18 protein-coding genes and 1 pseudogene are annotated in these 20,498 nt (G+C 73.6%); 8 read left to right on the top strand and 11 right to left on the bottom strand.

From position 1 onward, the window contains the following. Positions 1–339 precede the first annotated feature (339 nt). Together ACZ45Q_RS18150 and ACZ45Q_RS18155 are read right to left on the bottom strand one after the other, a co-directional pair. The gene (locus ACZ45Q_RS18150) at positions 340–1,758 is read right to left on the bottom strand and encodes a HEAT repeat domain-containing protein (RefSeq protein ID WP_468261909.1); all 1,419 of its coding nucleotides are present in this window, start codon (positions 1,756–1,758) and stop codon (positions 340–342) included. 334 nt (positions 1,759–2,092) lie between these two features. Then, positions 2,093–2,485 (bottom strand): ankyrin repeat domain-containing protein, encoded by a 393-nt coding sequence (locus tag ACZ45Q_RS18155; RefSeq protein ID WP_468261912.1) that lies wholly within the window; start codon positions 2,483–2,485, stop codon positions 2,093–2,095. A 310-nt stretch (positions 2,486–2,795) separates the two neighbouring features. Between ACZ45Q_RS18155 and ACZ45Q_RS18160 the strand changes: the two genes are divergently transcribed. Together ACZ45Q_RS18160 and ACZ45Q_RS18165 are read left to right on the top strand one after the other, a co-directional pair. Further along, positions 2,796–2,990, top strand: coding sequence for a hypothetical protein (locus ACZ45Q_RS18160; RefSeq protein WP_030843336.1), 195 nt, complete (start codon positions 2,796–2,798; stop codon positions 2,988–2,990). 37 nt (positions 2,991–3,027) lie between these two features. Further along, positions 3,028–4,926, top strand: coding sequence for a type IV secretory system conjugative DNA transfer family protein (locus tag ACZ45Q_RS18165; protein ID WP_468261915.1), 1,899 nt, complete (start codon positions 3,028–3,030; stop codon positions 4,924–4,926). 111 nt (positions 4,927–5,037) lie between these two features. On the opposite strand, the gene ACZ45Q_RS18170 is transcribed toward ACZ45Q_RS18165, so the two are convergent. Then, the gene (locus tag ACZ45Q_RS18170) at positions 5,038–6,537 is read right to left on the bottom strand and encodes an SCO1417 family PLP biosynthesis transcription factor (protein ID WP_468261918.1); all 1,500 of its coding nucleotides are present in this window, start codon (positions 6,535–6,537) and stop codon (positions 5,038–5,040) included. A 97-nt stretch (positions 6,538–6,634) separates the two neighbouring features. On the opposite strand from ACZ45Q_RS18170, the gene yczE reads away from it, so the two are divergent. The 4 genes from yczE to ACZ45Q_RS18190 all read left to right on the top strand — a co-directional run bounded on the left by yczE (position 6,635) and on the right by ACZ45Q_RS18190 (position 10,151). Next, the gene (gene yczE, locus ACZ45Q_RS18175) at positions 6,635–7,312 is read left to right on the top strand and encodes a membrane protein YczE (RefSeq protein WP_468261921.1); all 678 of its coding nucleotides are present in this window, start codon (positions 6,635–6,637) and stop codon (positions 7,310–7,312) included. Next, positions 7,309–8,076: a glycerophosphodiester phosphodiesterase gene (locus ACZ45Q_RS18180; protein ID WP_468261924.1), complete on the top strand. Its 768-nt coding sequence runs from the start codon at positions 7,309–7,311 to the stop codon at positions 8,074–8,076. The genes yczE and ACZ45Q_RS18180 overlap by 4 nt, the downstream gene beginning before the upstream one ends. A gap of 51 nt (positions 8,077–8,127) precedes the next feature. Beyond that, positions 8,128–9,498 (top strand): MFS transporter, encoded by a 1,371-nt coding sequence (locus tag ACZ45Q_RS18185; RefSeq protein WP_468261927.1) that lies wholly within the window; start codon positions 8,128–8,130, stop codon positions 9,496–9,498. A 278-nt stretch (positions 9,499–9,776) separates the two neighbouring features. Continuing rightward, positions 9,777–10,151, top strand: a complete 375-nt coding sequence (locus tag ACZ45Q_RS18190) for an RNA polymerase-binding protein RbpA (RefSeq protein WP_003977404.1) — start codon at positions 9,777–9,779, stop codon at positions 10,149–10,151. A 212-nt stretch (positions 10,152–10,363) separates the two neighbouring features. Here the strand turns inward: ACZ45Q_RS18190 and fxsA are convergent, their stop codons facing one another. The 4 genes from fxsA to ACZ45Q_RS18210 all read right to left on the bottom strand — a co-directional run bounded on the left by fxsA (position 10,364) and on the right by ACZ45Q_RS18210 (position 14,432). After that, a complete protein-coding gene (fxsA, locus tag ACZ45Q_RS18195) occupies positions 10,364–10,942 on the bottom strand; it encodes an FxsA family membrane protein (RefSeq protein WP_468261930.1) in 579 nt (192 codons plus the stop codon). A gap of 46 nt (positions 10,943–10,988) precedes the next feature. Beyond that, complete coding sequence (locus ACZ45Q_RS18200) at positions 10,989–11,783, bottom strand: polyprenol monophosphomannose synthase (RefSeq protein WP_468261932.1); 795 nt, start codon at positions 11,781–11,783, stop codon at positions 10,989–10,991. Positions 11,784–12,320: 537 nt separating this feature from the next. Further along, positions 12,321–13,925 carry an amidohydrolase gene (locus ACZ45Q_RS18205; RefSeq protein WP_468261935.1) on the bottom strand — a complete coding sequence of 535 codons (1,605 nt, stop codon included), beginning with the start codon at positions 13,923–13,925 and terminating at the stop codon, positions 12,321–12,323. 66 nt (positions 13,926–13,991) lie between these two features. Beyond that, on the bottom strand, positions 13,992–14,432 hold the full coding sequence (locus ACZ45Q_RS18210) for an Lrp/AsnC family transcriptional regulator (RefSeq protein WP_125508282.1): 441 nt from the start codon (positions 14,430–14,432) through the stop codon (positions 13,992–13,994). Positions 14,433–14,646: 214 nt separating this feature from the next. Between ACZ45Q_RS18210 and ACZ45Q_RS18215 the strand changes: the two genes are divergently transcribed. Then, complete coding sequence (locus ACZ45Q_RS18215) at positions 14,647–15,084, top strand: hypothetical protein (RefSeq protein ID WP_468261939.1); 438 nt, start codon at positions 14,647–14,649, stop codon at positions 15,082–15,084. Between the two features lie 550 nt (positions 15,085–15,634). Here the strand turns inward: ACZ45Q_RS18215 and ACZ45Q_RS18220 are convergent. The 4 genes from ACZ45Q_RS18220 to ACZ45Q_RS18235 form a co-directional block, all read right to left on the bottom strand. After that, entirely contained in the window at positions 15,635–16,807 is a 1,173-nt protein-coding gene (locus tag ACZ45Q_RS18220) for an acyl-CoA dehydrogenase family protein (protein WP_468261942.1), read from the bottom strand. 275 nt (positions 16,808–17,082) lie between these two features. After that, positions 17,083–17,745: a TetR/AcrR family transcriptional regulator gene (locus ACZ45Q_RS18225; protein ID WP_468262502.1), complete on the bottom strand. Its 663-nt coding sequence runs from the start codon at positions 17,743–17,745 to the stop codon at positions 17,083–17,085. A gap of 65 nt (positions 17,746–17,810) precedes the next feature. After that, complete coding sequence (locus ACZ45Q_RS18230; RefSeq protein WP_468261945.1) at positions 17,811–17,951, bottom strand: SCO1431 family membrane protein; 141 nt, start codon at positions 17,949–17,951, stop codon at positions 17,811–17,813. Between the two features lie 100 nt (positions 17,952–18,051). After that, positions 18,052–19,419, bottom strand: coding sequence for a peptidase C39 family protein (locus tag ACZ45Q_RS18235; RefSeq protein WP_468261947.1), 1,368 nt, complete (start codon positions 19,417–19,419; stop codon positions 18,052–18,054). A 276-nt stretch (positions 19,420–19,695) separates the two neighbouring features. Here ACZ45Q_RS18235 and ACZ45Q_RS18240 point away from each other — a divergent pair. Further along, a pseudogene (locus ACZ45Q_RS18240) lies at positions 19,696–20,327 on the top strand (uridine kinase family protein); the annotation flags it as partial. Positions 20,328–20,498 lie beyond the last annotated feature (171 nt).

A 20,498-nucleotide genomic window follows, 5' to 3' on the forward strand; every position in this document is an offset into this window, starting at 1 on the left:
CCGCCCATGGCCACCCCCTCCTCACGTCCGGGGCCGTCGGCGGTCGTCCGACGCCTGCCGACCCCGTCGTCGCCGGCCACCTGCCGCCTCCCGTCGCCGGCCACCTGCCGCCTCCCGTCGCCGGCCGCCTGCCGACCCTGTCGCCGACCGCAATGCCGGCGCCGACGCTTCTCCGCCTCCCCGGCCGCACGCGCGTGTGCACCGGCCACCACCCGGAAGCGGTGGTCTTCTGCTGCCGCCCCTCTTGCCGGCCGCATCGGCGACGCTCGCCCCGACGACCCCACGCCCGCGAACCACCCGCCCCGCGGACCACCACCCGCCCCGCGGGCCGCCCGCCCGTCACACCGCCGGCGCGTCCGGCCCGATCCGGCTCCGTACGGCCGTCTGGACCTCGGCTTCCTCCGCGGGGTCGGCGGCGAGCCTGCGCAGGCGTTCGACGACGCGGTTGTCGCCGGTCTCGGCGTGCCGCGCGGCGAGTTCACGGGTGGACTCCTCGCAGTCCCACAGGCACTCGACGGCGAAGCCGGTGGCGAAGGAGGAATCGGTGGCGGCCAGTGCCCGGGCGGCACGGCCGCGCAGATGGGAGGAGGCGGTCTCCCGGTAGACGTGCCGCAGCACGGGCGCGGCGCAGGCGATGCCGAGCCGTCCGGCTCCGTCGACGAGGGTCCACAGGGTCGGGGCGTCCGGGCCGTCGCCGCGGACCGCCTCGCGCAGCGCGGCGAGGACGAGGTCCCGGTCGTGCACCCCGCCCCGGCAGGCGAGGACGCGTCCGGCGGCGGCGCCGAGCGCGTCGGGCCGGTGGACCCAGGCACGCGCCCGTTCGACCGCGGCGGTGGTGCGCATCCGTTCGAAGGCGTCGACGGCGGCCTCCACGACGACCGTCGAGCCGGTGGACACGGCGCCCTCGATCAGGTCGAGGGCGTCGGGATCGTGGCCGCCGGCGAGATAGCGCAGGGCGGTGCAGCGGGCGCCGTCGCCGCCCGACCTGGCGGCCTCGATGATCTCGGGCCGGTCGTCGGGTCCCGCGACGGCGGTGAGACATCGGGCGGCCGGCACATGGAGGGCGGCGCCGCGGTCCAGGCCCTGCTGGGCCCATTCGAAGACGGCCTGCACGCTCCAGCCGGGGCGCGGCCCGGTCGGGCTCAGCTGCCGCTGCCAGCGGTCGAAGCAGCCGGCCTCGTGGGCGGCACGCACCCGCGTGGCGATCGATTCGCGGGGGTCCTCGGCCCACAGCCGCCAGGGCCTCGGCTCGAAGGCGTCCCGGACGGCGGCGGCCAGCTCGGCCTCGCCCTCCGCGTCGCGGGGAAAGCGCGCCAGGACGGGCGCGGCGAGGGCGCGCAGTCCGGCGTCGTCGTCGCGCAGCGCCAGCTCGTCGAGGGCCCAGGCCCAGTTGCTGCCCTGGGCGGCGTACCGGCGCAGCAGTTCGAGGGCGTCGCGCCTGCCGTAGGAGGCCAGGTGGCCGAGAACGGCGAGGGCGAGCCCGGTGCGTGACTCCTCGGTGTCGAGGGCGTCCTCGGGGTCGAAGAGGTGCGCTTCGACGGCGTCCAGTTCACCGTCGAGGTCGAGGTACAGGCGGGCGTAGTAGAGGGAGCGGTTCTCCACCTGCCAGTCGTGGCGGGGGTCGCGCAGCACGCAGTGGTTGAGGGCGGCGAGCGCCTCCGCGCGGGGCGCGGTGAGCGCGTGCAGCGTGCCGTCGCCGCGGCCCCGCTGAAGCAGGCCGAGCAGGGTGCCGCTGGGCGCTATGACCGGATCGAACATGGGAAACACAGCCTCACATCAAGCGTCGACGCAACCGGGGAACGCGTTACCTGGCCGCGTGACAACACGTCGGAGCGCCCGCCGTCTCTTGCTTGCCGAAGACCATCTTCCTCTGCCTCTCGTCGGTGGCCCTTGCGGACCGCGTCACGGTCCGCGCGGTGCGGCAACACCTGCCCAGCCATCACGTCCGTGAACCACGTCGTCATGATGGCCCGGCGGTCACAGCTGCCGCGACCGATATTTCGGCGGCCTCGTACCGCCTCCCCCGTTTTCCGTGATTTCCCCGGTCAGAGCGCCGGGTTCACCCCGGCGTCGCCACTGGTCCGGCTGCGCGTCACTGCGCGCCGAACAGCTCCAGCAGCTCGGTCCGGCCGAACATCCGGGCCGTGTCGACCGCCGACGGGGTGCCGGCGGAGGGGTCGGCTCCGCCCTCCAGGAGGGCCTTGACGACCTCGGTCTCGCCCTTGAAGACGGCCCCGGCGAGCGGGGTCTGGCCCCGGTCGTTGATCCGGTCGGCCTCCGCGCCGCGGGCCAGCAGGGCGCGCACCGCGTCGGCGTGGCCGTGGTAGGCGGCGAGCATGACGAGGGAGTCGCCGCGGTCGTTGGTGAGGTCGGCCGGGACGCCGGCGTCGACGTACGCCACCAGCGCTTCGGTCTGCCCCTGCCGGGCCAGATCGAAGATCTTGGTCGCCAGCTCCACGACCTCGGGGTCGGGGGCATCAGTCATCGGCCGGACCGCCTCTCACTACGAACGTACGAACGTTGGGGAACCGTGTGCGCACGGCCGCGAGCGGTGCGGCCGTACGAGTGAATCGCCAGGGTACTGGCTCGTGCGGCACATGACCGGATGCGCCGGAGGTAAAGATCACCACAGACCCGGCCGGACGCAACCCCGCGATCCTGCCGACCTGCCGAGCACTGCGCCACGCGGGCGAAATGTACGAATTTTCACCCGCTTGCACCTTTTATCGTATGGATTCATCCTGTGATCCTGGAAGTACTCATGGTGACTGTCCCCGCGAACCAGGAGAACTCACATGATCCTCTCGATCTCAGGCGTGGTCCTGCTCGGCATCGTCGTCTTCATCTTCTTCCGCAAGGACGGACTGAAGGCCTCGCACGCCGTGGTGGCGATGCTGTTCGGCTTCTACCTGGCGAGCACGGCCATCGCACCGAGCATCAAGGCGGGCGGCGAGAGCCTGGCGAGCCTCCTCGGCGGAATCAAGTTCTGACCGACCCCTCTCCCGTACGCACTCCCAGGAGGCAGCAGTGGCCCGGCGCCCCCTCCCCCGCATTCTGAGCAACGGCGGCGCACAGCTCGCCCGGAGCCGGGAGCTGGCCAGGACGGCGGCCGACAGCGCCACCGACGTCCTCCAGCCGCTGATCACGATCGCGCGCGGCCTGCGCCGGCTGGCGTCGGCCGCGCGGCGCCGCTGGGCCGACACCCCCAAGGACCGGCGCGGCGCGCTGCTGTTCCTGGTGGCCTCGGTGGTCCTGGTCGTGGCGCTGATGCCGTACGGCCCGCTGCTCGCCGTCATCACCCTGATGGCGGCGGCGGCCTGGCAGGGCCGGGACGGCACCCCGCCCGCCCCCGAGGGGCCGGACGAGCCGCGCACCCAGCGCCTGTCCTCCCTGTACGAGGCGCTGGTGCCCTACTTCTCGATCCCCGAGGACCCCGACCCGCTCTACTCGCACGGCGGCGCCTGGGAGAAGGCGTTCCCGGCCTACGAGTTCGACGACACCGGCCGCTTCTCCCACCTGGTGATCCGCTACCCGGCGTACTTCACCGACGGCGAGCCCGAGGCGCGTGCCCGGATCGAGCACCTGCTCACGGCGAAGGCCGGCCGGGGCCGTGAGTACCACTACGCCTGGGACGAGGAGGCCAACCACCTCACGGTGACCGTCCTCGCACCGCTGCCCACCGACATCGCCGCCCAGCGCTTCGTCACCGCGCCGGGCGAGGCGGTCCTCGGGTTCACCGACCCCACGCGTGTGCAGCGTACGCTCCCGCTCACCCACGGCGAGGAGCAGCGGGACGTACCGCCGGTCGTCTGGCGCACCGGTGTCCGCTCCACCGAGCCCCACCTGCTGGTCCTGGGACAGCCGGGCACCGGCACCTCCACTCTGCTGCGCTCCCTGGCCCTCCAGGCCCTGCACCACGGCGGCGACCTGGTGATCGTCGACGGCGGCGGCACCGGCGAGTACGCCTGTCTGACCGGGCGCGACGGCGTCCTGGCCGTCGAGTGCGGCCTCGCCGGGGCGCTGGCCAGCCTGGAGTGGGCCGCACAGGAGACGGAGCGCCGGCTGATCTCCCTGAACCGGGCCCGCCAGGAGGGCCACCCGCCGCCGGACGACACCAAGCGGCCCCTGTGGGTCCTGCTGGACCGGCCCGGCGCCTTCGCGCACCTGGCCGCCGCCGAGGGCCGCCGGGACCCGCAGTCCCTGCTCCAGGTCCCGCTGCGGCACGGCCGGGCGGCGCACGTCACGGTGGTCGTGGCGGACCAGTTGGACGCGTTCGACACCCTCGGCGACGCCGTACGACAGCACACACGCGCGCGTGTCGTTCTCGGCCCCGCCACCACCGAGCAGCTGACGACCGTGCTGGGCGCTCCCCCGCACACCACGCCCGTCGACCAGGTCCCGCCCGGCCGCGGTTATGCCCGGCTGGGAACGGGGCCGGTCCACCGCATCCAGGTCCCGGCGACCCCGGACCCGTACGACGACGCGACGAGCGACGCCCACCGCAAGGCGGTCATGGCGCTGCTGCCGCCGCGCACCACCCCGGCCGACGGCGAGCACGTCCCGGAGGACGCGATGGGCGATCCGGCACCGGCCGACGGGGCGGACCCGGACCACCCCGGGCCGGAGCCGGTACCCGCCGGCGCGCTCACGGAGCCGGACGGGCAGGAGGCGCCGTCACCGGAACCGGCGCCCGCCTCCACCACCGACGCCGACTCCGCACCGAAGCGACCGGTCCCGGTCCTCACCAAGCCGGAGTCCCCGGCGAAGGAGCCGACACCGGTCCTCACCGAGCCGGAGCCCGCACCGGACGCGGAGGCAGCCCCCACCGACCCCGGCCCGGAGCCCGCGCCGAGGAAGCCGGTACCGGTCCTCACCAAGCCGGAGCCCGCGTCCAGGAAGCCGGTCCCGACACTCACGAAGCAGTGACCCGGACCGCCCCCGGCCCGGACTCCGTATAAGCGCAGGGACCGACGACGGCGCCCCCGCGACCCGCGGGGGCGCCACCCGTATGTCCGGGTCAGGCCACGAAAGCCCGGCTCAGGCCACGAAGGTCCGCGGCGCCTCCGACGGCCCCGCTCCCCCGTTCTCCACCAGCCGGGCCGCCGCCGCCAGCCGCACCGCCGCCTCCTCCGCGACCGCTCCGCCGACCGTGAACGGCAGCCGCACATACCCCTCGAAGGCACCGTCGACCCCGAACCGGGGCCCGGACGGCACCCGCACGCCCACGCGCTCCCCGGCCTCGGCGAGCCGGGAGCCCGACAGGCCTCCGCTGCGCACCCACAGGGTGAGCCCGCCGCGCGGCACCTCGAACTCCCAGGCGGGCAGCTCCCGGCGTACGGCGGCCACGAGCGCGTCCCGGTTCTCCCGGGCCTGGTCGCGCCGGACCTGCACGGCCTGCTCCCAGCCGCCGGTGCCGAACAGCCAGTTCACGGCGAGCTGCTCCAGCACCGGCGTGCCGAGGTCGGCGTACGCGCGCGCGGCGACCAGGCTGCGGATCACGTCGGGTGCGGCGCGCACCCAGCCGATGCGCATACCGGCCCAGAAGGCCTTGCTGGCGGAACCGACCGTGACGACCGTGGAGCCGGCCGGGTCGAAGGCGCACACCGGCCGCGGCATGCTGACGTCCTCGTCCAGCCACAGCTCGCTCATCGTCTCGTCGGCGACGAGCACGGTCCCCGCCGACCGGGCCGCGTCCACCAGCCGCCGCCGCTGGTCCTCGCCGGCGAGCGCGCCGGTCGGGTTGTGGAAGTCGGCGACGACATAGGCGAGGCGGGGCGCGGCCTCGCGCAGCACCTGGCGCCAGCGGTCCATGTCCCAGCCGGTCAGGCCCTCGGCCATGGCGACGGGCACCAGCCGGGCCCCGGCCTCCCGCATCAGCTGGAGGATGTTGGCGTACGACGGGGACTCGACGGCGATGCGCTCGCCGCGGCCCGCGAAGAGGTGGCAGATGGCGTCGATGGCGCCCATGGCCCCGGTCGTCACCATGATCTGCTCCGGCATGGTGGGGATGCCCCGCGCGGTGTAGCGGTCGGCGATCATCGCGCGCAGTGCGGGCAGCCCGGCCGGATAGTCGCCGTGGGTGTGCGCGTAGGGCGGCAGTTCCTCCAGGGCGCCCTGGACGGCCCGGGTCAGCCAGGGCTCGGGGGCGGGCAGCGCCGCGCAGCCCAGGTCGATCATCGAGCCGAGGGCCTCGGGCGGGAGCGGCTCCAGGCCCCGGGCCGGCAACGGGTTGCCCGCCGGAACGGCGGTCCAGCTGCCCGCCCCGCGCCGGGACTCCAGGAAGCCCTCGGTCCGCAGGGCCTCGTAGGCGGCGGCGACGGTGGTGCGGCTCACGGACAGGGCGAGCGCCAGCTCCCGCTCGGCGGGCAGCCGCGCGGCGACCGGCACCCGCCCCTCCAGCACCAGCAGCCGGATGCCGTCGGCGAGGGCCCGGTAGGCGGGCGGGCGCCGGGTGCCGGGGCCGGCCGGACGGTCCTGCTGGGAGCCGAGCAGCCGGGCCAGCTGCGCGGCCCCCACGGCAGAGGTCCACTGGGCCATCTGAATCAGTCCACCTTCCCCGGATTGGCCATGGATGGCGAGTCCTTCCACGCCACAGGGTGTCATGCATCAGGCCACTACCACCACAGGGGGGCACATGTTGTCCGAGGAGTCGAGCGAACGGCGTGGCACGGGGCATCTCCCCCGCCGACTGACCCAGCTCTACGGCGGTCTCGTGCTGTACGGCGCCAGCTCGGCGCTCCTGGTCCGCTCCGGGCTCGGTCTGGAGCCGTGGAACGTGCTGCACCAGGGCCTCGCGGAGCGGACGGGCCTGTCGATGGGGCTGGTCCTGACCCTCGTCGGTGCGGCGGTGCTGCTGCTGTGGGTTCCGCTGCGCCAGCGGCCCGGCCTCGGCACGGTGTCCAACGTCCTGGTGATCGGTGCGGCGATGGACGCGGCCCTGGCCGTGACGCCGGACGTCCACGGGCTGCCCACGCGCATCGCGCTGCTGGCCGCGGGGATCGTCCTCAACGGCGCGGCCACCGGCCTGTACATCGCGGCGCGGTTCGGCCCGGGTCCGCGGGACGGGCTGATGACGGGGCTGCACCAGCGCACGGGGCTGTCGGTGCGCCTGGTGCGTACGGCCATCGAGATCACGGTCGTGGCCACCGGGTTCGTCCTCGGCGGCACGGTCGGCGCCGGCACCCTGCTGTACGCGGTGAGCATCGGTCCGCTCGCCCAGGTGTTCCTGCGCGTGTTCGCCGTCCCCCCGGCACCGGGCGGCAGCACGGTGGTTGCCGCGGGGCAACCCCGGCGCGCGATACTGCGACGGTGACCACGCCGATACGCCACCCCTACCTGGACCATCCCGGCCCGATCGCCTTCGCTCACCGGGGCGGGGCCGCGGACGGCCTGGAGAACACACTCCGTCAGTTCCGGCGGGCGGTGGAGGCGGGCTACCGGTACATCGAGACCGACGTCCACGCCACGCGGGACGGCCGGCTCGTCGCCTTCCACGACGCGACACTGGACCGGATGACGGACGGCACGGGCCGCATCGCCGACCTGCGCTGGGCCGACGTGCGGCAGGCGCGGGTGGCGGGCGAGGAACCCGTTCCCCTGTTCGAGGAGCTGCTGGAGACCTTCCCCGAGGTCCGCTGGAACATCGACGTCAAGGCGGAACCGGCCCTGCTGCCCCTGCTGGAGCTGATCGAGCGCACCGACGCCTGGGACCGGATCTGCGTCGGCTCGTTCTCCGAGGCGCGCGTGGTCCGAGCCCAGCGGCTGGCCGGCCCCCGGCTCGCCACCTCCTACGGGACCCGGGGCGTGCTCAACCTGCGGCTGCGCTCCTGGGGTGTCCCGGCCGCGCTGCGCCGCTCGGCGGTGGCCGCGCAGGTGCCCGAGACGCAGTCGGGCATCCAGGTCGTGGACCACCGCTTCGTCCGCGCCGCCCACGCGCGCGGGCTCCAGGTGCACGTGTGGACCGTCAACGACGCGGACCGGATGCACCGGCTCCTGGACCTGGGCGTGGATGGCATCATGACCGATCACATCGACACACTGCGCAAGGTCATGGAGGACCGCGGCGTCTGGGTCTGACCCGGGCCGGGGACCGGGGCGACGCGCGTTCACGGGGAAGTGAGGGCACGGGTGGGCATCGACACCGTGCGGAAGGACGCGGGCGACGGATCCGCCGCCGAGCGCCGGCGCGAGCAACTCGGCTGGTACTTCTACGACTGGGCGTGCTCGGTCTACTCCACCAGCGTCCTCACCGTGTTCCTGGGCCCCTATCTGACCTCGGTCGCCGAGGCGGCGGCGGACGCGGACGGCTTCGTCCATCCGCTGGGCATACCGGTGCGCGCCGGGTCGTTCTTCGCGTACTCGGTCTCCCTGTCGGTGATCGTGGCCGTGCTGGCGATGCCGCTCGCGGGTGCCGCAGCCGACCGCTCGGGCCGCAAGAAGCCGCTGCTCGCGGCCGCCGCGTACACCGGGGCCGCCGCGACGACCGGCATGTTCTTCCTGGACGGCGACCGCTATCTGCTCGGCGGTGTGCTCCTGATCGTCGCGAACGCCGCGCAGTCGGTGGCGATGATGCTCTACAACTCGTACCTGCCGCAGATCGCCGGGCCGGAGGAGCGCGACGCGGTCTCGTCGCGGGGCTGGGCCTTCGGCTACGCGGCCGGCGCCCTGGTGCTGGTGATCAACCTGGTGCTGTACACGGGACACGACTCGTTCGGGCTGAGCGAGAGCGCCGCGGTCCGCATCTGCCTGGCCTCGGCCGGTCTGTGGTGGGGCGGCTTCGCGCTCGTACCGCTGCGCCGGCTGCGCGACCGCCGGGCCTCCGCCGCGGAGCCGGGCGCCCCCGGGCGTCAGGCGGCCCTGCCCGGCTGGCGGCAGCTCGCCGCGACCGTCCGCGACATGCGCCGCCACCCGCTGACGCTGGCCTTCCTGCTGGCGTACCTGGTCTACAACGACGGCATCCAGACGGTGATCTCTCAGGCCTCGGTGTACGGCTCCAAGGAGTTGGGCCTCGGGCAGTCGACGCTGATCGTGGCGGTGCTGCTGGTGCAGGTCCTCGCGGTGGCGGGCGCGCTGCTGCTCGGCAGGCTGGCCCGGCGCCACGGCGCCAAGCGCACGATCCTGGGTTCCCTGGTCGCCTGGACGGTGACGCTGGCGGCCGGGTACTTCCTGCCGGCCGGGGCGCCGGTGTGGTTCTTCGTGCTGGCGGCCGGGATCGGACTCGTCCTCGGCGGCAGCCAGGCGCTGTCCCGCTCGCTGTTCTCCCAGCTGGTGCCGCCGGGCAAGGAGGCCGAGTACTTCTCCGCGTACGAGCTGAGCGACCGCGGCATGAGCTGGCTGGGGCCGCTGCTGTTCGGGCTGACCTACCAGCTGACCGGGAGCTACCGGGACGCGATCATCTCGCTGGTGGCGTTCTTCGTGCTCGGTTTCCTCCTGCTCGCCCGGGTACCGGTACGGCGGGCGATCGCCGACGCGGGCAACCCCGTACCCGAAAGGATTTAGCACTCGGCACGAAAGGGCTGTAGTGTACGCGTTTGGCCTGCCAGGCGTACCGTTACTGCGCGTCAAAGGTGCCGAAACGCTGGGTGACATCTCCTAGCAGATGTGACAAACCGGACGCCTGTGGGTACTGCACTGGTTGACAAGGCTGCGGCTACGACGGCGACACATGACCCTGAACGGGACTCGGGACGGGAATCTTTACCGCCGACCGGACGTTGACCGGATGACGACGACAGCGACACCTGTCCTGTGGGCGACAAGCCCGGGAGGCACGATTCATGAGTGAGCGAGCTCTTCGCGGCACGCGCCTCGTGGTGACCAGCTACGAGACGGACCGCGGCATCGACCTGGCTCCGCGCCAGGCCGTGGAGTACGCATGCGAGAAGGGGCACCGATTCGAGATGCCCTTCTCGGTGGAGGCGGAGATCCCGCCGGAGTGGGAGTGCAAGGTCTGCGGGGCCCAGGCACTCCTGGTGGACGGCGACGGTCCGGAGGAGAAGAAGGCCAAGCCTGCGCGCACACACTGGGACATGCTGATGGAGCGGCGCACCCGTGAGGAGCTCGAAGAGGTCCTCGAGGAGCGGCTGGCCGTTCTGCGCTCCGGGGCGATGAACATCGCGGTCCATCCGCGGGACAGCCGCAAGAGTGCGTGAGCCCTGCGGGGCTCCGGCGCGTTTCAGCGCACCTGAGTGAATGACCGCGGGCGCCGTACATGACTGTACGGCGCCCGCGGTCTTTGCCGTGCCCCGCGGTCCGTGCCGTGGAGTGCGGTCTCTGCCATGCCCAGCGGTGCGTGCCATGGGGTCCGGCGTTCGCCGCGCGGTGCGGCGGCGATGCGCCCGAGCCGGCCGGGCCCCCGCCCGGCTCAGTGGGTCAGTGGCGGGCGCGGGTCGCGCGGGGTGTCGTCGGTGTGGTCGTCGCGGACGACCTCGCCCGGGACGACCTTGCCGTCGGGGCGGTGCATACGGGCCTGGCGGAAGGCGTCGCCCAGGGCGCCGGAGCCGGCCTCGCGGAGCTTGCGCTCGAAGGTGCGCTCGGCGCGGCGGCTCACCGCCTTCTGGACCGGCGGCAGCAGGAGCAGCAGCCCCAGGGCGTCCGAGATCAGCCCGGGGAGGATCAGCAGCAGGCCGCCCAGCATCGTCAGGCCGTTGCCCTCGCTGTTGGGCCGGGCCGCGTCCGGCATCACGCCCGCCTGCTGCTGTTGCAGCGTCTCGGTCAGGTTGCGGAAGGCCCGGCGCCCGGCCGCCTTGATGACCACGGAGCCCAGGACCAGCCCGGCCACGAGGAGCAGGAAGACCACGAAGCCGTTGGACGCCCCCGCGACCACCGTCAGCAGCCAGATCTCCAGCACGAGCCACGCGGCGACACCGAGCGGCAGGAACGTGCGCAGTCGCGAGCGCCGGGGCCGGGCCGGGTACCTGGGGGTCTGAGCGCCAGTCGTCATACTCCCCAGTGTGCCTGGCGCCGGCTCAGGGCGGGATAAGCGGGGATCAGGGATTGCGGTCGCGGTCGCGGATCTTGCCGACCCGCTCCCCCACGCCCCACACCGTGACCCGCCACAGCGCCTCGACCAGGATGTCCCGGCTCATCTTGGAGTCGCCCAGCTCCCGCTCCACGAAGGTGATGGGCACCTCGACGACGTGGTAGCCGGCCTTGACCGCGCGGCGGGCCAGGTCGACCTGGAAGCAGTAGCCCTGGGAGGCGACCTCGGTGAGGCCCAGGCCCTCCAGGGTCTCCCGGCGGAAGGCGCGGTAGCCGCCCGTGATGTCACGCAGCGGCAGGTCCAGGGCGAGGCGCGAGTACAGGCTGCCGCCGCGGGAGATGAACTCCCGGGACTTCGGCCAGTTCACCACCCGGCCGCCGGGCACCCAGCGGGAGCCGAGGACCAGATCGGCGCCCTTGAGGGCGGTCAGCAGCCGGGGCAGTTCCTCGGGCTGGTGGGAGCCGTCGGCGTCCATCTCGATCAGCACGCCGTAGTCCCGCTCCAGGCCCCAGCGGAAGCCGGCCAGGTAGGCGGCGCCCAGGCCCTCCTTGCCCTTGCGGTGCAGGACGTGGACGTGATCGTCCCCGGCGGCCAGTTCGTCGGCGAGCTTGCCGGTGCCGTCGGGGCTGTTGTCGTCGGCGACGAGCACATGGGCGTCGGGGACGGCCTCGCGCACCCGGCCGACGATCGCCTTGATGTTCTCCGCCTCGTTGTAGGTCGGGATGATCACCAGGGCCGTGCCGAGCGGACCGAACCGTCGTTCCCGGCCCGATGCCTCGCGCGTCCCGTCGCCGTCGTTCACTGCTGCCCCTTCACGTCCACCAGCGCAGAGAACCACCATAGTGGCCGCGGCCTGCGATGACGCGTCGGGACGTGCGAAAGGGAGTGTGATCCGGCGAGATCCGGGTAGGAATGCGGTCTTCGACACGCCGCAGCGCTGCGGATGGGGGCCCGGCGCCCTTCGGGCCGACCTGGGACCCGCTGGCTGCGGGTCGACCGAAAGCCGTTGTCTACTGAGCGCCCGGGCCCCACCCGGGTCACACCTCCCGACCGGCCGGAACGTTCCCTCGTAGCGGCGTGAGCGCTGAGCCTGGCTCCCAGTGGCGGTGCCCCGGTGCGGCACACCGTCCCTGACCCAGCGGCGCCGCGACGGTGCGCGGAGGTTCCCCGGTCGGGCGTCCGGTGGTGGACTCGGCCGAACCTATCGGCCTTCGGCCATCGCCTGTCAACAGCCGTGCGACCTGCGGCTTTTGCATCAAAGCGCTGGTCAGCGGGGAGGACGCCCAGGTGAGGCGACACAGCCACGGGCCAAAGATCGTCGCCCCGTCGGAGGTGTGGATCACTCGCCCGGCCGTACGAAGATCGTCCGTCCGCCCACGACGGTCCGCAGACAGACCGGCAGTTCCCTGCCGGGGCCGAGATCGGGCAGGCCGGGGGTGCCGGAGCGGGGGTCGGTGGACCAGCGGGCGACGCGGTCGTCCGGGGCCTGCACGACCAGTTCGCCGGTACGCCAGACGGCGTAGTCCGCGGGTGCGCCCGGCACCAGGACGCCGGCGTCGTCCCGGCCGACCGCCCGCCAGCCGCCGCGGGTGTGCGCGGTGAACGCGGCGCGCACGGAGATCCGGTGCTCCGGCGTGCGGTGGAAGGCGGCGGCGCGGACGGTGCCCCACGGGTCGAACGGGGTGACCGGGCTGTCCGAGCCGAAGGCGAGCGGGACGCCGGCCCGCAGCAGCGCGGCGTAGGGGTTGAGGGTGCGGGCGCGTTCGGCGCCCAGACGCCGGGCGTACATGCCCTCCGCACCGCCCCACAGGGCGTCGAAGGCCGGCTGCACGGAGGCGGTGAGGCCGAGGTCGGCGAAGGCGGCGACGGCGTCGGGGGTGAGCATCTCGGCGTGCTCGACGCGGTGGCGGGCGGCGCGGACGCGGGCGAGGCCGGCCTTGTCGGCGGCGGCCCGCACTCCCTCCACGACGGCGGTGACGGCGGCGTCCCCGATGGCGTGGAAGCCCGCCTGGAGGCCGGCCTCCGTGCAGGCCACGACGTGGGCGGCGACGTCGTCGGCGGTCAGGTAGGCGGTGCCGGTGTGGTCGGCGTCGGCGTAGGGCCGGTGCAGGCAGGCGGTGTGCGAGCCGAGGGCGCCGTCGACGAACAGGTCGCCTGCCGCGCCGATCGCGCCCAGTTCCCGGGCCCGTTCGACGTTCCGCTCGGCCCAGTAGCCGATGACGCGCGGACCGGGTTCGTCGGCGGCCAGCCGCAGCAGGCCGGTGAGGTCGTCCTCGGAGGAGATCTCCGGGCCCGCGCACTCGTGCAGGGTGCCGATGCCGAGGGAGGCGGCGTGCGCGCGGGCGGCGCGCTGCGCCTCGGTACGCTGGGCGGGGGTGACCGCGGCGAGCGCGGCGGCCCGCACGGCGTGGTGGGCGTCGGCGGTGAGCGGGCCGTCCACGGGGCCGAGGTCCGACGGGACCAGGTCGAGCAGGGCCGTGGTGACGACGGCCGAGTGGACGTCGATCCGGCTCAGGTACAGCGGCCGGCCGCCGGTGGCCTCGTCGAGTTCGGCGCGCGTGGGCGGGCGGCCGTCGGCCCAGCGGGCGGCGTCCCAGCCGTGGCCGAGCAGCACCCGGTCCTCCGGCCGGGCGGCGGCGAAGTCCCGTACCAGGGCGAGCGCGTCCTCGCGGGAGCCGGCGCCGGTCAGGTCCAGCCCGGTCAGGGCCAGACCGGTGGAGGTGGTGTGCACGTGGGCGTCGGTGAACGCGGGGGTGACCAGGGCGCCGCCCAGGTCGACGACCTCGTCCACGCCGTCCGCGAAGGCGTCGGCGGCGCCCTCGGAGCCGACCCAGGCGACCTGGCCGCGTTCGACGACCATGGCCGTCGCGAACGGGTCGGCGGGGCTGTGGACCTCTCCACGGCGCAGCAGGACGGTCTCGGGCGGGGCGGTGGACTCACTCATGGGGACCAGTCTCACCCCTGGGCCCGGTCGTCCCGCACGCAGGTCGCCCGAGAGCGGACGGGTCCCTCAGATCCGGGGCGGACGGGCCTCGTAGGGCGTGGACAGCACCACCGTGGTCCGGGTCGACACCCCGGCGAGGGAGCGCACCCGGGCCAGCAGCTCCTCCAGCTCGTGCGGTGTGGAGACGCGCACCTTGAGGATGTAGTTCTCGTCGCCCGCCACGCTGTGGCACGCCTCGATCTCGGGGACGCCCGCCAGGCGCTCCGCGATGTCGTCGGGGGCGCTGGGGTCGAACGGCTTCACCGAGATGAAGGCGGTCATCGGCAGCCCGACGGCCTCCGGGTCGACGACGGCGGCGTAGCCGCGGATGACGCCGCGCTGCTCCAGCCGGCGCACCCGCTGGTGCACGGCCGACGTGGACAGGCCCGTGGCCTTGCCCAGGTCGGTGTAGCTCATCCGCCCGTCCTTGACGAGCAGCTGCACGATCTGTCGGTCCAGCTCCTCCATGGCGCAAGAACCTACAGTGCGGTTGATCTCCCCGGATACCTCAAAGGCCCCGCACGACCCGTGGCGGGGCACCTGCGAGCGGCATGTGACGAACGCCACATCCCTCGAACGGCCTCCGTGATGTTCTCGTGATTACCGCCGATGGGCGAAGGGAAGTGCTTGCTGTGGTCGAGGCCGCAGCGCCTTCACGGCCCAGCCCGAGGGGGAGAGTCCCATGCAGAGTCTTAAGCGCCCTGGTCGTTCCGCAGCCAAGCGGCAGCAGCCGATCGTCGAACCCGAGCCGGAGGGCGTCGAACCCGACGCCCTCGACGACGAGGAACTCGACGCGTACGACACCTTCGAGATGTACCGGGTGATCTGCCCGGACTGCGCGCAGCCCATCGCCCTGCTGGCGGACGAGGAGGTCCTGCCGGAGCACGCGCTGTGCGCCTCTCCGTGGAACCCGTTCGGCCTCACGGTCTGCGCCGGCACCGGCCGCCGGGCCACGGACGCCCGTCCCGCGGACGAGTCCTTCAAGCCCCAGGAGCAGGACACGGCCCTGCTGTTGACGCTCCCTCAGGGGCTCGACTGGCGGACGCAGCCCTTCTCGCACGTCGGCGGCCCGGGCTCGCGCCCGATGCGCGTGCCGGTGATGCGGCGCGACGCCGCCTGAGCGACCGCCGTCCGGGCGGCACCGCCCATTTCGACGACGAGCAGAACCGCACCCTCCCGGCCCGCAGGCCGCCGTGGTGCGGTTCGGCGTGACGTCTGCGGCCGGCCGCGCGATCACGTCGTGCGGGACGCGCGCAGGTACCCCCGCGAACTCACGCTCGATTCCGCGCGCCGGTGACCTGCCCGCAGTCCGCCGCGTTGCCCTGGTATGACCCCCACGTACTCGGCGACCGGGCGTCGGCGGCGCGTGTTCGTCCCGGTGCCCGCGGGAGTGGCCCCCCTGGCGCCCCCGCAGCCTCCGGACCCGCCGATCTACCGCGAGATGATGCGGACCTGGGCCGATCGCGGCCGCACGCTGCCGGGCCGGCACGACCCCGAGTGGGTCCGGCTCGCGGCGCCCCCGCGCGGGCTCGACGACCTGTGCCTCCCCCGGGACACGCTGGACGACGCGTTCGGCACGCCCGGGGAGCCGCGCGGTGACGGCTTCGGCGGGGTCCGGGACCCGCGAGGTGACGGCTTCGGCGGGATCCGGGACCCGCGCGGTGACGGCCTCAGCGGGACTCGGGACCCGCGAGGTGACGGGCGATGACCATCCGCTGGATCTGATTGGTCCCCTCGACGATCTGGAGCACCTTGGCCTCGCGCATGTACCGCTCGGCCGGGAAGTCGGCGGTGTAGCCGTAGCCGCCGAGGACCTGCACCGCGTCGGTGGTGACCCGCATCGCGGCGTCGGTGCAGTGCAGCTTGGCCATGGCGGCCTGCTTGGCGAACGGCCGGCCCGCATCCCGCAGCCGGGCCGCCGCCAGGTACAGCGCCCGGCCGGCCTCGATCTGGGTGGCCATGTCGGCGAGCATGAAGCGCAGGCCCTGGAAGTCCGCGATCGGCCTGCCGAACTGCCGCCGCTCCGTGGCGTAGCCGACGGCCGCGTCCAGCGCGGCCTGGGCGACGCCGACCGCGCAGGCGGCGATGCCGAGCCGCCCGGAGTCCAGCGCGGACAGGGCGATCGCGAAGCCCTGGCCCTCGTCGCCGAGGCGGCGGGCGTCGGGAACCCGGACGCCGTCGAAGTGCACCTGGGCGGTGGGCGAGCCCTTCATGCCCATCTTCTTCTCGGGAGCCGCCGCGCTGAGCCCCTCGGCGTCGCCGGGGACCAGGAAGGCGCTGATCCCGCGGGCGCCCTCCCCGCCCGTGCGGGCCATGACGGTGTAGAAGTCGGCGACGCCGCCGTGCGTGATCCACGCCTTGGTGCCGGTGATCACCCAGTCGTCACCGTCGCGCACCGCCTTGGTGCGCAGGGAGGCGGCGTCCGATCCGGAGGCGGGCTCGGAGAGGCAGTAGGCGCCGAGCAGACCGCCGCCGAGAACCGCGGGCAGGTGCTCGACCTGCTGCTCCTTGGTGCCGTGGGCGGCGAGCGCGTAGGAGGCCAGGGTGTGCACGCTGACACCGAGGCCGACGGTGAGCCGGGCGGCGGCCAGCTCTTCCAGGACCTGGAGGTACACCTCGTAGGGCTGGTCGCCACCGCCGTACTCCGAGTCGTAGGGCAGTCCGAGCAGGCCGGACTCGGAGAGCAGGGTGAAGACCTCGCGCGGGAAGTGGCCGGCGTCCTCCTCCTCGGCCGCCCGGGGCGCGATCTCGCGCTGCGCGATGTCACGGACGAGCGAGATCAGATCCCGTGCCTCGTCCGTGGGCAATTGGCGGTCCACCGGCTGCGGGGCGCGGTCGGGCATGGCGACGCTCTCCTCCCTGTCGGGCGCATCGGCGGACGTGCGCCTTGGGTGGGCGGCTCCGCCGGGTCGTTCTGAGGCTTGGCCGAAGCCCGCACTTCCGGGTCGCGGAAGCTGCTGACCAGCGGCTGTGCGCTGTGAGTATGCCCGATCCGGGGCATCGAGTCACCAGTTAACGACCGCTTACTTCAGGAAACCTCGACGCGCTCTCCGGCGCCCGGAAGGGCCGTGCCGTGGGCCGGGTGGCCCAGCCCCACGACGGTGCCGGGAGGCGGGCCTCAGCCGTCCCGGCGGGCGGGCGCGGGGGCCGGGTGGGCGGGGTCCAGCTCCTCGACGGCGCGCAGGGCACCGCCCAGCGTCTTCACGAGCAGTCCGCACAGGGTCGCCCGGGGCAGCTCCGGACGGCCGATCCAGTCGAGGGTGGCGCCCTCCACGCTGCACACCCACGCCAGCAGCCCCGTGCGGGCCACCGGTGAGATGTCGCCGTGTCCGTACGCGCCCTCGGCGATGGCGGCGATGATCGCCTCGCGCACGCCGTCCCGGATGGCGTGCACCTCGGCGTCGAAGCCGACGCCGCCGCTGACGATCGTGCGGTACGCGGCCTGGTTCTGCTCGGCGTAGCGCAGATAGCGGTCGATGGTGCGGTGCACCCGCTCCGCCGGCGGCCGGTCCGGGCCGCCGGCGGCCGAGGTGAGCAGCTCGTCGACGGCGTCCTGGATGATCGCCAGGTAGTAGCCGCGCTTGGACCGGAAGTAGTAGTAGATGAGCCCCTTGGCGACGCGCGCCTGGCGGGCGATGTCGTCCATCGACAGCGCGTCGTAGGAGGTGTCCGCGAACAACCGGCGCCCGATCGCGATGAGTTCGGCGCGGCGCGCCAGCGAGCGCTCGGTACCGCGCGCCCGGGGGCGGACGGGCGGCGGGGGTTGCTGACTGATACGCAATTCGACCCTGGTCTCCTGCGGGCGGCGGGACATCCGCAGTATGGCAGGTCGTCCGGTGAGTCAGGTCACAGCAGCCCGAGCTGGGCCACGAGCATCGCGAGCACCACGACGAGAGCCCACCCGGCGACATGTTCGGCGATCTTCGGACCGTCGTCCCGGGGGCCGCCGGTACGGGCACGGACTGCGGTGGCGGTGTGTGCGCTCATGGATTCTCGCTGCTCTCGGACGGGCAGGGTGGACATCGGTCCGTCCACCCTGCCACCGAAATGAGCCGTTGCGGCGGAGATGTCCGTCACAGGCGACGGCTCAGCGCACGCCCACCGCGGCGAGCGCCTTGCGCTGGCGCGGGGTCGGGTGCGCCGGGAAGTACAGGTAGCAGACGCCGCCCGTGCCGGAGACGACCCTGCCGGAGGCGTTGTACCGCTTGGTCCGCAGCCAGATGTTCTCCCATTCGCGCCGCTTGTAGACGCGCCGCACCGCCTCGTTGCTGTCCGAGGCCGGGTCGTTGGCGATCACGTCGCCGTCCGCCGTGAAGCCGATCACGGTCATCAGATGGCCTGCGGTGCCGTACCCGGCCCCGGTCAGCTCCTCCTGGAGGAACGACTGGGAGGTGATGGCCGGGATGCCGGCCGCGATCAGCGTCTCCAGGTCGGTGAGCGAGCCGAGGCGGGTGACGACGCCCTGGAGGCCGTCGAAGGTGGCCGCGTAGGCGGCGTTGAAGGGCCAGTTGCCGCAGCCGGCGTACTGGTAGTCGTAGGTGTACCGGGCCGCGTGGCACACCTGCGGGTCGGCGTAGGACGGGTCCACCCAGGAGAGCTGCTCCTCGGTGAGCCGTCCACCCCAGTACTCGATGATCATCTGCGAGGAGGTGGGGCTGCACCAGGCCTCGCCGCCGTTGTCGTACTCGGGGTACTGGCCCTTGTGGATCTCCTGCGAGTAGCGGGGGACGATCAGCTCCCGGGCCAGGCCGGGGGTGGAGGCCGGGACGGTGAAACGGTCGGGGACGTCCGAGCCCATCGCACCGAGCCGCCAGACCGTGGGGGTGGCCCGGCTGCCGGGCCGGCGGTACAGGGTCAGGCGCAGCCGGTAGGCGGTCAGGCGCAGGCCGGTGGAGGCGTCGTCGATGGCGAAGGTGTCCGTCCAGACACTGCTCCTGCCGTCGCCCTGGTCGTCGACCGAGGTCCGCCGGATGTCCTGGTCGCCGGCGGCCCAGCGGCCCATCACGTACCAGGGTGTGGCCGTGCCGTCGGAGTACGTGCCCTTCAGCTCGACCTGGAGCCAGGTCCCGGCCGGTGTGTCGGCGTTCCAGGAGGCGATCACCTCCGTGGCGGGTACGGCGAGCCGGTGGACGGGCGAGGTCCAGGTCGCGTACGCCCACTCCTGCGTGCGGCCGGTGTGCGGGTCGGTGTAGTCCATCGTGCCCGCCGGGGTGCCGATCACGACGCCGGGCCGGCGGCCCGCGACGGCCCGGGTGCCCTGTGCGCCGCCGGCGCGCCAGTCGCGGAAGGAGGTCCAGGCCCGGTAGTCGACCTGGCGGTCACGGGCACGGTCGGCGTTCCCGTCGGCGGCCGTGCCGCCGGGGGCGGCGACGGCCGGGGCCGCGGTCCCCGCCATGGCGGCGACGGCCACGGCGGCCAGGACGGTTCTGCGGGACGGCTGTTCGGCTCTGCTCATGGGCGGAAGGCTCCCGGGTGTCCGAGTCGGGGCAGGTCCGTTGCACGGTGGTGCGCCAACTATGGCCGCAGGCGCCTGCTCCTGCCAGCACTTCAGCGCATGCCACGCCCGGCAATATTGGTGTGGTCCACTGAAGGAACCCGGGCCGCGACCCGGCCCACGGGCCCCGGCCCGCGGCCCGCCTCACAGGGGCGCCCGCCTCACGCCCCGGACGGAGTCGCGCCTCCCGGATAGAGTGCTGGGCGTCCGCCGTCCCCCCCTTCCGCACCAGGACCCGTGATCCGTCACCTCGCCTCCCGGCTCCGCCGGCTCCCCCCGTCCTGCGGCCCCGTCCGCCTCGTCGGCGTCGACGGGCACGCCGGCTCGGGGAAGTCCACCTTCGCCGGGCGGCTGGCCGGGGAACTGGGCGGTGCCCCGGTCCTGCGCCTGGACGACATCGCCAGCCACGCCGAGCTGTTCGACTGGACCGGCCGGCTGCTGGCGCAGGTGATCGAGCCGCTGAGCCGCGGCGAGAGCGCCCGCTACTCCTCCTACGACTGGCGGGCCCGCCGCTTCGGACCGCCCCGCCCGCTGCCGCCCGCCCCGGTGGTCCTGGTGGAGGGCGTCGGAGCGGGCCGCCGGGCACTGCGCCCGCACCTGGCCGCGCTGCTGTGGATGGAGCTGCCCGCCGAGGAGGCGTGGGCCCGCGGACGGGCGCGGGACGGGGAGGAGCAGCGGGAGTTCTGGAACCGGTGGGTACCGGCGGAGCGCGAGCACTTCGCGGACGATCCCTCGCGCCCCTTTGCCGATCTGCTGGTACTTCAGCGGGAGGAGTGGCCGGAGGGGTACGAGGTGCTGGAGGGACCCGCCGGGAGGCCCTTGGACCGGACCTGAAATTCACGGAGAGTGACGAGACGGCGGCGATGTGCCGACCTTGTGAAGATCTCCTCAGGCAACTTCCCGGAGTGCCTCAACTCCGCTTGACCCAAAGGCCGTACAGGTCTTACGTTCTCAATGTGCGGCCCATCGAGAGCCGCCGGCAGACGCGAAGCCCCCGGTTGTTCCCCCGTGATCGGGGGCTTCGTTCTGCCCACGTCACT

The organism is Streptomyces sp. NPDC031049, from assembly GCF_055571015.1.